The 13,246-nt window shown below is 69.0% G+C and carries 12 protein-coding genes; 3 read left to right on the top strand and 9 right to left on the bottom strand.

The features are described 5' to 3' along the window. Positions 1-189: 189 nt before the first annotated feature. Complete coding sequence (locus EAS64_RS29400) at positions 190-2,136, bottom strand: S9 family peptidase (RefSeq protein WP_145858332.1); 1,947 nt, start codon at positions 2,134-2,136, stop codon at positions 190-192. A gap of 161 nt (positions 2,137-2,297) precedes the next feature. On the opposite strand from EAS64_RS29400, the gene EAS64_RS29395 reads away from it, so the two are divergent. Further along, positions 2,298-2,711 carry a pentapeptide repeat-containing protein gene (locus EAS64_RS29395; RefSeq protein WP_342782090.1) on the top strand — a complete coding sequence of 138 codons (414 nt, stop codon included), beginning with the start codon at positions 2,298-2,300 and terminating at the stop codon, positions 2,709-2,711. Positions 2,712-2,787: 76 nt separating this feature from the next. Here EAS64_RS29395 and EAS64_RS29390 read toward each other — a convergent pair whose 3' ends face one another. From EAS64_RS29390 to EAS64_RS29380, 3 genes are all read right to left on the bottom strand, one after another. Beyond that, positions 2,788-3,339: a P-loop nucleotide/nucleoside kinase family protein gene (locus tag EAS64_RS29390; RefSeq protein ID WP_145858328.1), complete on the bottom strand. Its 552-nt coding sequence runs from the start codon at positions 3,337-3,339 to the stop codon at positions 2,788-2,790. A gap of 344 nt (positions 3,340-3,683) precedes the next feature. Beyond that, a complete protein-coding gene (locus tag EAS64_RS29385) occupies positions 3,684-4,004 on the bottom strand; it encodes a chorismate mutase (RefSeq protein ID WP_145858327.1) in 321 nt (106 codons plus the stop codon). Positions 4,005-4,022: 18 nt separating this feature from the next. Continuing rightward, a complete protein-coding gene (locus tag EAS64_RS29380) occupies positions 4,023-4,202 on the bottom strand; it encodes a hypothetical protein (protein WP_145858326.1) in 180 nt (59 codons plus the stop codon). A 247-nt stretch (positions 4,203-4,449) separates the two neighbouring features. Between EAS64_RS29380 and EAS64_RS29375 the strand changes: the two genes are divergently transcribed. Next, complete coding sequence (locus tag EAS64_RS29375; protein WP_145859081.1) at positions 4,450-6,081, top strand: peptide chain release factor 3; 1,632 nt, start codon at positions 4,450-4,452, stop codon at positions 6,079-6,081. Between the two features lie 20 nt (positions 6,082-6,101). Here the strand turns inward: EAS64_RS29375 and EAS64_RS29370 are convergent, their stop codons facing one another. Together EAS64_RS29370 and EAS64_RS29365 are read right to left on the bottom strand one after the other, a co-directional pair. Then, positions 6,102-7,061, bottom strand: coding sequence for a hypothetical protein (locus EAS64_RS29370; protein WP_145858324.1), 960 nt, complete (start codon positions 7,059-7,061; stop codon positions 6,102-6,104). Positions 7,062-7,241: 180 nt separating this feature from the next. Further along, positions 7,242-8,105: a sirohydrochlorin chelatase gene (locus tag EAS64_RS29365; RefSeq protein WP_145858322.1), complete on the bottom strand. Its 864-nt coding sequence runs from the start codon at positions 8,103-8,105 to the stop codon at positions 7,242-7,244. Between the two features lie 489 nt (positions 8,106-8,594). Here EAS64_RS29365 and EAS64_RS29360 point away from each other — a divergent pair, with 489 nt between their 5' ends. Next, positions 8,595-10,445: an acyl-CoA dehydrogenase gene (locus EAS64_RS29360; RefSeq protein ID WP_145858320.1), complete on the top strand. Its 1,851-nt coding sequence runs from the start codon at positions 8,595-8,597 to the stop codon at positions 10,443-10,445. 164 nt (positions 10,446-10,609) lie between these two features. Here EAS64_RS29360 and EAS64_RS29355 read toward each other — a convergent pair whose 3' ends face one another. Genes EAS64_RS29355 through EAS64_RS29345 form a run of 3 tightly spaced genes read right to left on the bottom strand, consistent with a single transcriptional unit; the run spans position 10,610 to position 13,156 of the window. Beyond that, entirely contained in the window at positions 10,610-10,903 is a 294-nt protein-coding gene (locus tag EAS64_RS29355) for a Dabb family protein (RefSeq protein ID WP_145858319.1), read from the bottom strand. Between the two features lie 9 nt (positions 10,904-10,912). After that, the gene (locus EAS64_RS29350; protein WP_145858317.1) at positions 10,913-11,572 is read right to left on the bottom strand and encodes a rhomboid family intramembrane serine protease; all 660 of its coding nucleotides are present in this window, start codon (positions 11,570-11,572) and stop codon (positions 10,913-10,915) included. A 12-nt stretch (positions 11,573-11,584) separates the two neighbouring features. Next, on the bottom strand, positions 11,585-13,156 hold the full coding sequence (locus tag EAS64_RS29345) for a dihydrolipoamide acetyltransferase family protein (protein ID WP_145858316.1): 1,572 nt from the start codon (positions 13,154-13,156) through the stop codon (positions 11,585-11,587). Between the last annotated feature and the right edge of the window lie 90 nt (positions 13,157-13,246).

Below are 13,246 nucleotides of genomic sequence, written 5' to 3'. Positions count from 1 at the left end.
AAAGCCTCCCGCTCTTGTCGCATTCGCCTCTGCGGGGGTCAGCACACTACAGGTCTGGTCCCCGGGGTCCGGGGCAGGGAAACCGCGCGGGACCGACGCGTTGTTGCGTCCGTGACGTGCCATTAGCGTGCCATTTGCACCCGGACACGCGGTATCTGACGGGTACTCACAGAGAGGCTGCACCGCTGGTCAAGCCGGTGATCCTCGGCCATCGGACGTTTCATCTCGAAGCCACCGGTCGAACCATGCACGCGTGCGCCTGAGCAGGTCGAGCTGGTGATTGCGCTCGGCGAACCCGTGTCCCTCACGCGGGTAGATGACGAATTCGTGCTCGGCCCCGTACCAGCTGAGCGCACGGTGGAAGTAGATCGCCTGGCTGACCGGCACGTTGGTGTCGTCCTCGCCGTTCACGATCAGCACCGGGGTGCGGATCTTCGACGCAAACGAGATTGGGCTCACTTGGTCGTGCGGGTGCGGGCCGCTGCCCTCCCAGCCGCAACTGCCGCTGAGCTCAGCTTCTAGGGTTCCCCCTTCGCCGGTCGCGACGAGCATCCCCCAGTCGCTGATCCCGGCGGCCATCATGGCTGCCTTGAACCGGTCGGTCTGCCCGATCGCCCAGGCGGCCATGAACCCGCCATGGCTGGCACCACCAATTCCAAGCCGGTCCGGGTCCGCGACCCCCTCGGCGATCAGCAAGTCGATCCCGCTGATGATGTCGCTCCATTCGCTGCCGCCGACGGAGCGCGCGACCGTCGCCGCGAAATCACGGCCATGACCCACCCCGCCCCGCGGGTTAGGCAGGAACACGGCGTATCCAGCACTCGCGAGCCACTGTCCCGAAGGATGCGGGGCGAGCATGAACTGGTCGGCATACCGGGCATCAGGGCCGCCGTGCACCAATGTGATGAGCGGGAACGGGCCGTCCGCGCGGTTGCGGCCGGGCGGCAATACGAGCAGGCCGTCGAGGCCGAGGCCGTCTGATGCCCGATAGGACAGGCGTTCTTGACTTCCCCAGCTGATCGCGCGCAGGGCCGGCTGGGTGTCACTGAGCCGGATGAGCTGGCCTCCGGGCGGTCCGGCATGGACGTTCACCGGCTCATAGGAGGTGCTGGCCAGCGCCGCGATCACCTCGCCGGAACGACACGCGGTGAGCGAGTCGACCAGGCCGTCAAGGGCGGACACGCGCTCGAACCGCAGCAGGTCAGGGTCGAGCCGGTAGATCGCGGTGTCGAGCCCGTCGGCGAACAAGGCGAGCGGCGGGCCGTCCGCGACCTGCGCCAGCTCAGTCGGGCAGACAGCCATGCCCGCGGTCAGGTCACGATGCACAGCGGCAGCCGCGGAGACGGCGACATCGTAGACGGCGTCGCCGCCAAACGGTACCGGCATTGCCAGGTAGGCCACGTGCCAGCAGCCGTCGGCCTGCCACCAGACCGGCGACCGCGCCGCAGTTCCGGTCCGCCCCAGATCACGGGCTGTCCCTGTCTCCAGATCGACCAGATGCAACTCGCTGGTGGTCGCGGCCCAGTCTGTCTCCGGGCTCGCCCAGCTGATCGCCGCCAGCGCGCCCCCGTCCGGCCGCGCCGACAGCGCCACGACGTGGCGGTCGCCGAGGCCGTCCACGGCACACAGCTCGCCTGTGGCCAGGTCAAGCACCCGCAGCCTGCCCCAGCGCAGCTGCTGTCCCCAGACGAACGCGTCGTCGCGCTCGGCGCGTCGGCGCTCGTCCTCCTCAGACGGCTCGTCCGCGGCCACCAGGGCGACCAGCGGGGCGTCCGCAAGCGGCCAGGCAGCAGAGATCTCGCCGCCCCAGTCCGTCAGGATCTCGGCCTCCCCGCCACCGACCCGCACCCGGTACAGCTGACTGGAGCCGGTGCGATCTGACAAGAAAAACACTGACGCCGAATCCGGCGCCCAGCGCGGATCAGAATCTGCCGCCGTACCCGCGGTCAGCTTCCACGGCGGTGAGCTGCCGTCAGCGGCGGCCACCCAGAGCGCGCACATACGACGCTCTCCCCCGAAGCCGACCGGAGCGACGACATACGCAACCCAGCGCCCATCTGGCGAGATCACCGGCTGCGACGGCACGGCCCCGTCCACCACCAGCTCCGCGGTTAGCTCCGGTGCGTCTTCACTCATGCAACGCGCCTCTCCGGCAAACATCTGCACATTCAGTAGCAGAGAGGCTGCCACAGCGGCCCTTGGGTCAGTCAACCTATTTGCAGTCCCCGGCCTTAGCTGGTGGAGGCCCTCGATCGACGGCGAGCAGGCGGCGGACAGCGGCGGAGACGGCCGCGGTGATGGGGATGACTGCCCGGTCCGTTGAGTTCGCCGGCTGTGAGCTTGGCGGTCTGCGGTGGACTGGAGGGAAGCTGTCAAGGACCCGGTTCGACAGCTGCAAGCTCCTGGGAGCCAGATTCGAGAACGTGACCCTGGACCACGTGGTCTTCGCCGACTGCAAGCTGGACTACGCGGCGCTCAGCCATGTCCGCACGGTGGGACCGGTGCTGTTCGTCCGATGCTCGCTGCGCGAGGCAGAGTTCCGCGGGTGCGATCTGACACGTTCGCTGTTCGAAGACTGCGACCTGGGACTGGCTGACTTCGGTCCAGGCGCCTACCGGGGGTGCGACCTGCGGGGCAACGACTTGTCCGCGATAAGCGGTGCGCAGCACCTGCGCCGCGTCGTTATCGACCGCGCCCAGCTGCTTCAGTAGCCGAGGCACTGGCGGCGGATCTCGAGGTTAGCTTCGGCGACGACGCCTGAGCCCGGCGATCTTGCCTGCGCTTCCGCTAGCCGTCCGCGTGACCCTGGCGCAGGCCGGCCCTGGCCATCACTTCGTCGGCTAGCTCGGCCGGGGTGAGCTTGTCCGAGCGCAGCATGAACGTCCCGCCCGGCTGGCGGGCCGCGGCAGCCACCATCTCATCCACGCCGGTCATGCCGAGCTTGCGGGCTCCCTGGTCCCAGGTTCCGCCGGGGTGCGTCACGCGGGCATTGAGCCGCTCGCGGAGCACCCCTGCGTCCAGCTCTAGGAAGACATGCAGGACCTCCTCGCCCGCGTCGGCTAGGCCACCGAGGATCTCGGACCGGTAGGCATCGCGGATCAGCGACATCGGCACGATGAGCGTCTCCGCATGGTGGATGCGCAGCGACACCGCCGTCGCGACGACCAGCTCCCGCCAGCTCGGCAGGTGCTGGAAATCACCGCCGGGCGGCAGCCACTTCCACAGCATGAGGCCGACGTCCTCCGGGTTATACACGACCGCGTCCGGAAGCCGCCGGTGCAGTTCCGCTGCGAGCGTCGTCTTGCCCGCGCCGAATGCGCCGTTAAGCCAGATGATCACCGGCCCAAGCTATCCGGATAATCCTCGGGCTGCCTTAAGAAACGGTCTCCCATCAAGTGAAGTCATGGCCCAGTGCCGCTTAGCTTGTTTCGGTACGGCGCTCTATCTCCGCCCGGCAAACACGGCAAATCGGGCGGATGGTGTCCCCGGCCTCCTGCCGTAGGTGCGGCAAGCCAAGGTATACCGAGTTGGGGAACAAACCGGACCAAATCGGGCGTGCTTTTGCTATATGTCTCTCCGTGCACCCTGTGCCCTCGGGGGGCGCCAACACGACCAGGAGTGCGGCCACCGCGCCCGCAAGCTGAAGCAATCGCCTACCGAGGGAGCGGAAGGCGCCTGCCAGCCTACGGTTCGGTCGCTGACGCCTGGAGCGCGTGGTGGTGGCGGACGACCTCGTAGATGATGAAGGTAAGAAACGTCTCGGCGAACTCCGGATCGAGTCGCGCGTCCTCAGCCAGGCGCCGAAGCCGTGAAATCTGGATACTCTCACGCTGCGGGTCGCTCGGCGGCAGTCCGTATTTGGCCTTCAGCCGTCCGACTTGCTGTGTGCACTTAAATCGCTCCGCCAGCAAGTGAATGATCGCCGCGTCCAGGTTGTCGATGCTGCCCCTGAGATCAAGCAACTGCTCTTGCGGCCCGTTGCCCGCTGCGTGTTCGCTCGTCACGCGCGTAGGGTATCGCGGTCAGAAGAGGTCCCCGCCCGTTAGCACATAGATGAAGGGAACCAGCGGGATCAGGCCGAAGATCGCCCACACTATCTTGGCGCCGGTGGACAGGTCGCGACGTGACAGCAGGTTGATCCACATGAGCACGACCGCCAGCGGGTGGAGAAAGCAGAGCAGGAGCTCCACAAGCTTCTTCATGACACCTCCAGGGGCAACAGTGTCTGCCTGCCCCGTGACGAAGGGGGCAAACGACCCGCACCCGGCCGTAACGGAGCCGTGCCGGGTCGGGTAGCCTCGAAGGCCTGGTCGCATGTTCTGGTTGCGATCATGGTGCGTTCGGGAGACCCGCACCCGTTGGGGAGAATAGATCTTGGCTTTCCCCTGTTTGCGATCTGGGACGTTGTTCTGGGTTTCGCGCTGAGTAAGGAGTGCTGCCGCGGTGTCGGTGACAGATGTTGAGAAGCGGCCTGCGGCAGGCGGAGCGCGCAGCGATGAGGTGCGCAACGAGGCTGGCAGGCGCCGGACATTCGCGGTGATCAGCCACCCGGACGCGGGCAAGTCCACGCTGACGGAGGCGCTTGCGCTGCACGCGGCGGCGATCAACACCGCGGGAGCGGTGCACGGCAAGGCGGGGCGGCGCGGTGTCACCTCCGACTGGATGGCGATGGAGAAGGACCGCGGTATCTCCATCACGTCGGCTGTGCTGAAGTTCGACTACGACGGGCATGTGCTCAACCTGCTCGACACGCCGGGCCACGCGGACTTCTCCGAGGACACCTACCGGGTTCTCGAGGCCGTGGACTGCGCGATCATGCTGCTCGACTCGGCCAAGGGCCTCGAGCCGCAGACGCTGAAGTTGTTCGACGTGTGCCGGTCGCGGCACGTCCCCGTGGTGACATTCGTGAACAAATGGGACCGGCCCGGGCGTGAGCCGCTTGAGCTGCTCGACGAGATCGAGCAGCGGATCGGTCTGCGGCCGACGCCGCTGAACTGGCCGGTTGGCATCGCGGGCGACTTCCGCGGGCTGATCGAGCGGACCTCAGGCGAGTACACCGCCTATACCAGGCAGCCGGGCGGCGCGCAGAAGGCGCTCGAGGAAGTCTTCAAGGACCCCGAGGAAGCCAGGAAGCGCGAGGGCGCCGCGTACGACGCCGCCGAGGAAGAGCTTGCGCTGCTCACGGAGATCGGCGCCGTCGTCGACATGCCGTCCTTCCTCGCCGGGGAGTCGTCGCCCGTGCTGTTCGGCGCGGCGCTGCCGAACTTCGGCGTGCGCCGGCTGCTCGACGCCATGTGCGACCTGGCGCCCGCGCCCAAGCCGCGTGCGGACGTCGAGGGCGACGAGCGGCCCGTCGAGGCGCCGTTCTCCGGGCTTGTGTTCAAGGTGCAGGCCAACATGGACCCGGCACACCGGGACCGGGTGGCGTTCGTCCGGGTTTGCTCGGGACGGTTCGAGCGCGGCATGGTGCTGACGCACGCCGCGACGGGACGGCCGTTCGCGACCAAGTACGCGCAGGCGATGTTCGGCCAGGAGCGGGAGACGCTGGAGACCGCGTTCCCCGGCGACGTGATCGGCCTGGTGAACGCGACCGCGCTGCGGCCGGGTGACACGCTGTACGCCGACCAGCCGGTCTCCTACCCGCCGATCCCGTCTTTCGCGCCCGAGCACTTCGCCGTCGTGCGGTGCCGGGACGCGGGCAAGTACAAGCAGTTCCGGCGGGGCATCGACCAGCTCGACACCGAGGGCGTGGTCCAGGTGCTCTCCTCGGACCTGCGCGGCGACCAGGCACCGGTGCTCGCGGCGGTGGGCCCGCTCCAGTTCGACGTGGTGATGCACCGGCTCGAGCACGAGTTCGGCGCCAAGTCGGAGCTGGCGCACCTGGACTATGAGCTCGCCAGGCTGACCGACGAGGCAGGCACGGAGGCGCTCAAGGGCGCTCGCGGCGCCGAGGTGCTGACCAGGCGGCTCGACGGTGCGCTGCTCGCCCTGTTCGCCGACAAGTGGCGGCTCAACGCCATCAAGCGCGACAACCCGTCACTGCGGCTCGACCCGCTGCTTGCAGGCACCGCCACCGAGTGAGCCGGGGCTCCGCGGAGCCCTTACCCCATCCGCGCCACGTCGATCTGGTCGAAGTCGCCGTAGGGATTGCGGACTCCGCCGCCGCCCGACCACTGCCACATCAGCGCGTACTTGCTCGACGACGACTGCCCGCCGAAGAACGTCGCGCAGGACGACGTGCCGCGCAGGCACCAGCCGTTCGGCGCGGCAGACAGGCTCGCGGTCTCCGGCGAATACGTCCACTCGTACGTGTTAGGCAGGCTGGCGTACGTGCCGTTGCCAAAGATGGATGGCCAGATCAGCGGGGAAGAGTAGACGCCCACCTTGTACTTGGAGTGCGAGGTCAGGTAGTTGGCGAAGCCGTTGAACACCGTCCGGTCGATGACTGCGGGCACGTAAAACTGCTTTTTTACGCCGCTGCACGGCGAGGTGTAGACGCTGTTCCAGCCGCTGTCCGGGGCGGGAGCGATGCCGGGCAACTCGATGTCGGCCCAGACCACCGGGTAGGGAATGTACTTGCCCTTGATCGCGGCGAGCGCCCATGACGCCTGCACCTTGCCCCACTGGAAGGCCTCGGTGGTGGTGCCGTTCCAGTGCGGGTCGACCCCCGGGCCTCCCATGTACCAGTAGACGCCGGTGCCGACGCCCACGTGATACGTCCGGAAGTTGGCGTTCGCCTGGCCTGCGTTGACCGGCGTCCAGGCGAGGAAGTTGCCGGTGCTGCAGCCGAGGGTGCGCGCCCAGTTCCCCGCCATGCCCATGTAGCCGCCGTAGCTGGTGCCGAGTACCGGTTCCTTGTACGGGCCGGTGCCGGTCACCGTCATGGGAAAGCTGTCCGTCCCGTACGCGAACCCGGACCCTGGGGTGACCGCGCCCGCGGCCGCGGGCGACGAGGTTGCCGCGGGCGACGAGGTTGCCGCGACCGCCGGGACCGTCAGCAAGCCGACAGCGGCTGCCGTGGCAAGCAGGCCGGTACTCAGCATCTTGGTAACCACGCGCATGTTGCCCTGCCAATCGTCGCGTCGGTCCGCTGCCGTCTCCTATGCCCCCTGAGACGCAGCCGCGGCAGCACTGGTTGGCCATGATATGCCGGCAATCACCCAAGCAGGGCGGGTGAGTAGGCGGGCGAACCCGGGCAAAGCGGGCGCGCGAGTCCGGAAAAGCGCAGGTCAGCGGGGGTGCTACTCGTGCTGCCCGCGTACTTCCTTGCCGCCGTCGCCGGGCACCGGGAGGTCAAGCTGGCTGATCGCCTGCCCGTAGGTGAGCGCGGCGAGCTTGGCGATGTTGCCGTGCGCGCCGATGGGCGCCGCGCACTCGGCGCCGATCGCGAGTGAGTCCAGGTCGCTGCGCGTCGCCTCCGGCCCGATGAAGCAGGGGGCGATGGCGAGCCGGCTGACCCCCATCTCCTTGAGCCGCAGTGCGCCCTCGTGCACCGACGGTGCGCTGTCCATGGACGCGGTGATGACCGGAAGCGCCAATCGCGCCGCGAGGAGGACCGAGGTGACGTTGGCGGCGGCGGCCGCGTCGGGTCCGCCGACCGTGGCGATAAGTACGCCGTCCGCAGAAGTCATGATGCTGAACAGCCGAACGCGGTCCTGGCGGGCGAGCCCGGCCTCGGCGAGCCGGATGTGCAGCGCCTCGGCGATCAGCGCGTTGGAGTTGATGAAGCCGCTGACGATTGCGTTGGTGCCGCTCGCCGCCACGGCCTCGCGCAGCCTGCGGATCACCGGCGGGTTGACGGTCGCGATCAGCGGGATCACCACGGCGCACGGAGCGCTGCTGTCCGTCCGCCGCTCGGCCGCGTCGGCGAGGACCGCGCGCAGGTCCGACGGGTCGTCGTAGCCGCCGCCGTCGATGCGGGCCGCGCGCACGTCCACGGCCGGGTTGTCCACCCGGAGTATGCTGGTTAGCTCGCCGGCCGGGCCGCCGCTGAGGTCGGCATCCCTGCCTGGCACGGCGAGGATGAGAGCCGGCGCGCTCTGCGGCAGGCTGGCCGGCACCGGGCGGCGGTGACGGCCGCCCTCGGTCCGTCGCGGCGGGCGCATGGCGGGCTGGCGAACAGGGAACGCCTCACGCTCAGGACCACGGGGCTCAAACCCGCGGGGCTCAAGCCCACCCCGCTCGGGACCGCCGCGGGCGGGCAGCTCGCCGGGGCTGAAGCTCGCTCGCTGTTCGAAATTGCCGGTTCTAGGAGGCAGGTCCGCCGTAAACTGCCGCGTGGGCAGCGCCGAAGCCGGCAGCGCCCCGCCCGACTGCCGCGAGGGCATGCCGTCGCTAGGCTGCCGCGTGGGGAGGCCTCCTGAGGGGTCGCGAACATCCGTCACGAGCAGGAAGCCTAGCCCTTAGACCTGCGTTCATGCCTCAAAAGTGCCGAAACAGGTGAAGAACGGAAGAGATCCGTTACCGATCCCTGGCGGACCGCGCGAGGATGTCCCGACGCCGTCGGGCGAGCCAAAAATAGGCCCCCCGGTTGGCGTGCCATCTTGCTACTGGCGAGTAACATGTAACTAGGCACCGAACACGCGGAGCGTTACATGAGCCACTACAAGAGCAATCTCCGGGACATCGAGTTCAACCTCTTCGAGGTGCTCGGCCGGCGGGAGATCCTGGGCACTGGGCCGTTCACCGAGGTGGACGAGGAGACCGCGCGGGACATGCTGGCCGAGGTCAACAGGCTCGCCCTGGGGCCGGTCGCCGAGTCGTTCACGGACGCCGACCGCAATCCGCCGGTCTTCGACCCGGCGACGAGCAGCGTGACGCTGCCCGAGTCGTTCAAGAAGTCGTTCCGCGCGCTGATGGACGCGGAGTGGTGGCGGCTTTCGGTGCCGCCCGAGCTCGGCGGCAGTGTGGCGCCGCGGTCGCTGCAGTGGGCGCTCGCGAGCTGCGTACTCGGCGCCAACCCCGCCCTGTGGATGTATTACAACGGGCCGACGTTCGCCGCCATCCTGTGGCACCTCGGCACCCCAGAGCAGAAGCGCTTCGCCGAGCTCGCCATCGAGCGCGAGTGGGGCGCGACCATGGTGCTGACCGAGCCCGACGCAGGCTCTGACGTCGGCGCCGGCCGGGCCAAGGCGGTGCGGCAGCCCGACGGCACCTGGCACATCGAGGGCGTCAAGCGGTTCATCACCGGCGCCGAGCACGACATGGCGGAGAACATCTTCCACCTGGTGCTCGCCAGGCCAGAGGGTGCCGCCGGCGGCACCAAGGGCCTGTCCATGTTCCTCGTGCCGAAGTACCTCGTGAACCCCGACGGCTCGCTCGGTGAGCGCAACGGCGTCAAGGTCACCAATGTCGAGCACAAGATGGGCCTGAAGGTCTCCACCACCTGCGAGCTGACGTTCGGCGGTGACCCGGGCCTGCCCGCGGTCGGCACCCTGATCGGCGACGTGCACGACGGCATCAGGCAGATGTTCATGGTCATCGAGCACGCGCGGATGATGGTCGGAAGCAAGGCGATCGAGACCCTGTCGACCGGCTATCTCAACGCGCTCGACTACGCGAAGAACCGGGTGCAGGGCCCCGACCTGACCAGGCAGCTCGACAAGACCTCGCCGCGGGTGACGATCATCCACCACCCCGACGTCCGGCGGATGCTCATGCTGCAGAAGGCCTACGCGGAGGGCCTGCGCGCGCTCGTCCTCTACACGGCCACCCAGCAGGACGCCGTCCAGCTCGCCACCGCGAGCGGCGCCGCCGACGAGGCCGCGGCGGCCCGCAACGACCTGCTGCTCCCCGTCGTCAAGGGCGTCGGCTCCGAGCGGGCGTACGAGATGCTCACGCTCTCGCTGCAGACGCTTGGCGGCTCCGGGTTCCTCCAGGACTACCCGATCGAGCAGTACATCAGGGACGCCAAGATCGACTCCCTGTACGAGGGCACCACCGGCATCCAGTCGCTCGACTTCTTCTACCGCAAGCTGGTCCGCGACCAGGGGGCCGCGGTCAGGTCGCTGCTCGGCGAGATCACGTCCTTCGCCGCGGCGAGCGACGCGGCGACGAGCGGCGACGGGCGGCTCAAGGCCGAGCGCGCGGCGCTCGCCGACGGCGTTGCCCAGGTCGAGGCGATGCTCAACGCGATGACCGGCTTCGTGATCGGCTCGTTCGAGCGCCCGGAGGAGGCACACAAGGTCGGCCAGCAGTCCGTGCGGCTGCTGATCGCCTTCGGCGACCTGATCATCGGCTGGCTGCTCGCCAGGCAGGCCGAGGTCGCGGGCCGTGCGCTGGACAACGCGGATGCGCTGCCCGAGACCGACCGGGACTTCTACGCGGGCAAGCTCGCGGTAGCCCGGTTCTTCGCCGCCACGGTGCTGCCCCGCCTGGAGAGCGACAGGAAGATCATCGAGGCGACGACCAACGACCTCATGGATGTCCCCGAGGGCGCGTTCTAAGTATTCGAAAAGCAGGATCCGGAACGGCGAGCTCTCTTTTCTGGCGTTGCTTCAGAGCGGCGTGACCGCCGAGGCCAGAAAAGAGAGCTCGTTCGCGGCTTAAACCGCCAGGCGAGTCATCTCGCTGGGCACGGTAAGCCAGCACCCGTTCCGCGTCTCTCCGGTCAGAACCTGAACTGGACCGCCACCCGCTGCGCCATGATCGGCGTGATGGTCCGGCTGATGATGTCGCGGTGCGCGGGATCGTCGCGGTAGGCGAAGAACCCGGCCTCGTCGTCGAAGTCGGCGGTCACGGCGAAATCGAAGTTCCCCGTGGCCACGCCGACGTCAGCGCCGAGGACGAATCCGCGTATCGACGGCACGATCGGCGGCAGCGAGGCGAGTTCGGCCGCGACGGCTGCCTTCTGCTCGTCGGTCGCCTCGGTGGTCCACTTGAACAGCGCGGTGTGACGGATCATGGGGAGAGCTTAGAATCCCTGCTCCTTCAGCTCCCGCAGCAGGTCGTCGACGCTCTTGCCGCCGGGAGGCGACGAAGGTGCGGGCCGCTGCCGCGGCGCACGAGGCGCCGCGACAGCCGGGGTCCGCAACAGCCAGGCGGCGAGGATGCCGCCGACGAGGCCGCCCAGATGGCCGATCCAGCTCACCCCGGGCGTGCCGGGAAGGGCCACCGCAAGGATCGTCCAATAGAGCACGCCGGCCACCAGGCCGACGCCGATGTCCACGGGGTTCCTGTCGAAGAACCCGCGCACCAGGACGTAGCCGAAGTAACCGAAGATGAGCCCGGAGGCACCGACCGTCAGCTCGTTGCTCGACTGGAACAGCCACACCGCGAGGCCGCTCGTCACCGCGATGATCAGCGACGCAAGCAGGAACCGCGGTATGGACCGGTACGCGGCGAGCACGCCGAGGACAAACAGCGGCACCGAGTTGCCCTCGATGTGCTGCCAGGAGAAGTGCAGCAGCGGAGCGGTGAAGATCTCCGGCAGCCGGCTCACGTGCTCGGGCAGGATGCCGAGCTCGGTGTCAAGCCGGTACCCGTCCGCCCAGTTGACCACCTGGAGCGTCCAGAGCACTACGAGGAACGCGCCCATCACTATGAGCGCGTCGCGGAACTTCCGCATCGTCATCGCCGACCCCTATCACGACCAGGTAAGCATCCGGAGTGGATCCTCCAGCATCGAGCCTACGTCGCGAAGCACCGCTGAGCCCAGTTCCCCGTCGACGATCCGGTGATCGAACGACAGGGACAGCGTGGTGACCTTCCGCACCGCGAGCTCGCCTGCGACCACCCACGGCATGTCCCGCACCTGCCCGAAGGCCAGGATCGCGGCCTCGCCGGGCATCAGGATGGGGGTCCCCGCGTCGACGCCGAACACGCCGACGTTGGTGATCGTGATCGTCCCGCCCGCCATGTCGGCGGGGGTGGCCTTGCCGGACCGCGCCGTCGTGGCAAGCTCGTCGATCGCCCGCGCGAGGTCCGCCAGCGGCAGCGTGTCGGCGCCCTTCACGTTCGGCACCAGCAGGCCGCGCTCGGCGGCGACCGCGAGGCCGAGGTTCACCGGCCGCTTCACGACGATCTCCTGCGCCGCCTCATCCCACGAGGAGTTGATCATGGGATGCCGCCGCGCGGCGACCAGCAGCGCCTTCGCCACGAACAGCAGCGGCGACACCCTGACCCCGGCGAACTCGGGCAGGTCGCGCGCCCGGCGCACCGCGGCCATCGTCTCTGTCACGTCCACCTGAAGGAACTCGGTCACGTGCGGCGCGGTGAACGCGCTCGTCACCATCGCCGCGGCGGTGTGCTTGCGCACGCCGCGCACCGGAATCCGCTCCTCGGCCTCGGCAGTGGCCGAGGTGCTGCCGGCCGCGCCGTGCGCCCGTCCGTCAGGCACTTGGCCCTCAGGCACCTGGCCGCCGGGCACCTGGTCCTCAGCTGCCGAACGGTTGCGGCTGGCACTGGCCGCGCGCTCGACATCGTCCCGGGTGACCGAGCCCTCCGGCCCGCTGCCCGACAGTGCGCCCAGGTCGACGCCGAGATCCCTGGCGAGCCGCCGCACCGGCGGCTTGGCCAGTGCCCGCGCCCTGCCGGGCGCGGGCTGTCCCTGCGCGGGCACCGCCGGCGGCGCCGGAATGCCTGGCGGAAGCTTGATCCCGGCCGGGAACGCCGGGCCCGGCCCGCCGCCCGGCGGTGCGGGCGGCGGTGCGGAGGGCGGTGCCGACGGCGTGGCCGGGTAGGAGCCGGGCCGCGTCGGCGGCTGCTTCCTTGCCCGGCGGCGCGTCGATCCCGGCTTGACGCCGTAGCCGACAAGCACGGGCTGCCGGACATTCTCCTGCGGGGCGTCCTTCGCTTCCTTCGTGTCAGTGTCCTGCGAGCCAGTCTCCGGTGGCCCTGGCTCCTGCGATGCCGCGTCGGCCTGGCCGCCCGGCTGCTGCGCGGGCTTGGCGGGCTCGGGCTCCGCGCCGTCCGCGCTCGGCACGTCAACCGCGATGATCGGGGTGCCGACGTCGACGGTCTGACCGACATCGACGAGCAGGGCGCTGACCGTACCCGCGTACGGGCTCGGCAGCTCGACCACGGCCTTCGCCGTCTCGATGTCCACGATGACCTGGTTGATACGCACCGTGTCGCCCGGCTTGACGTGCCAGGCGACGATGTCGGCCTCGGTGAGGCCCTCCCCGACGTCGGGGAGCCTGAACTCCTTTTGCGCCACTACCTCTCCTGCCAAGCTGCGGGTCGCCCTGTGGTGACCGTTGTCTGTGCCTCCCGCTCGGCTACAAACCAAGCCTCGCTCGCCACTGTG

This window comes from Trebonia kvetii (assembly GCF_007827045.1).
Classification (GTDB): domain Bacteria; phylum Actinomycetota; class Actinomycetes; order Streptosporangiales; family Streptosporangiaceae; genus Trebonia; species Trebonia kvetii.
Note: the sequence above shows the minus strand (reverse complement) of the source record. Positions and strands in the feature narration are given on the sequence as shown.

What these genes read in the sequence shown, in the direction of transcription:
- EAS64_RS29350 (WP_145858317.1), bottom strand. Translation starts at nt 11,572, where the DNA reads ATGACGATGCGGAAGTTCCGCGACGCGCTCATAGTGATGGGCGCGTTC.
- EAS64_RS29370 (WP_145858324.1), bottom strand. Translation starts at nt 7,061, where the DNA reads ATGCGCGTGGTTACCAAGATGCTGAGTACCGGCCTGCTTGCCACGGCA.
- EAS64_RS29400 (WP_145858332.1), bottom strand. Translation starts at nt 2,136, where the DNA reads ATGAGTGAAGACGCACCGGAGCTAACCGCGGAGCTGGTGGTGGACGGG.
- EAS64_RS29380 (WP_145858326.1), bottom strand. Translation starts at nt 4,202, where the DNA reads ATGAAGAAGCTTGTGGAGCTCCTGCTCTGCTTTCTCCACCCGCTGGCG.
- EAS64_RS29395 (WP_342782090.1), top strand. Translation starts at nt 2,298, where the DNA reads ATGGGGATGACTGCCCGGTCCGTTGAGTTCGCCGGCTGTGAGCTTGGC.
- EAS64_RS29355 (WP_145858319.1), bottom strand. Translation starts at nt 10,903, where the DNA reads ATGATCCGTCACACCGCGCTGTTCAAGTGGACCACCGAGGCGACCGAC.
- EAS64_RS29360 (WP_145858320.1), top strand. Translation starts at nt 8,595, where the DNA reads ATGAGCCACTACAAGAGCAATCTCCGGGACATCGAGTTCAACCTCTTC.
- EAS64_RS29365 (WP_145858322.1), bottom strand. Translation starts at nt 8,105, where the DNA reads ATGCGCCCGCCGCGACGGACCGAGGGCGGCCGTCACCGCCGCCCGGTG.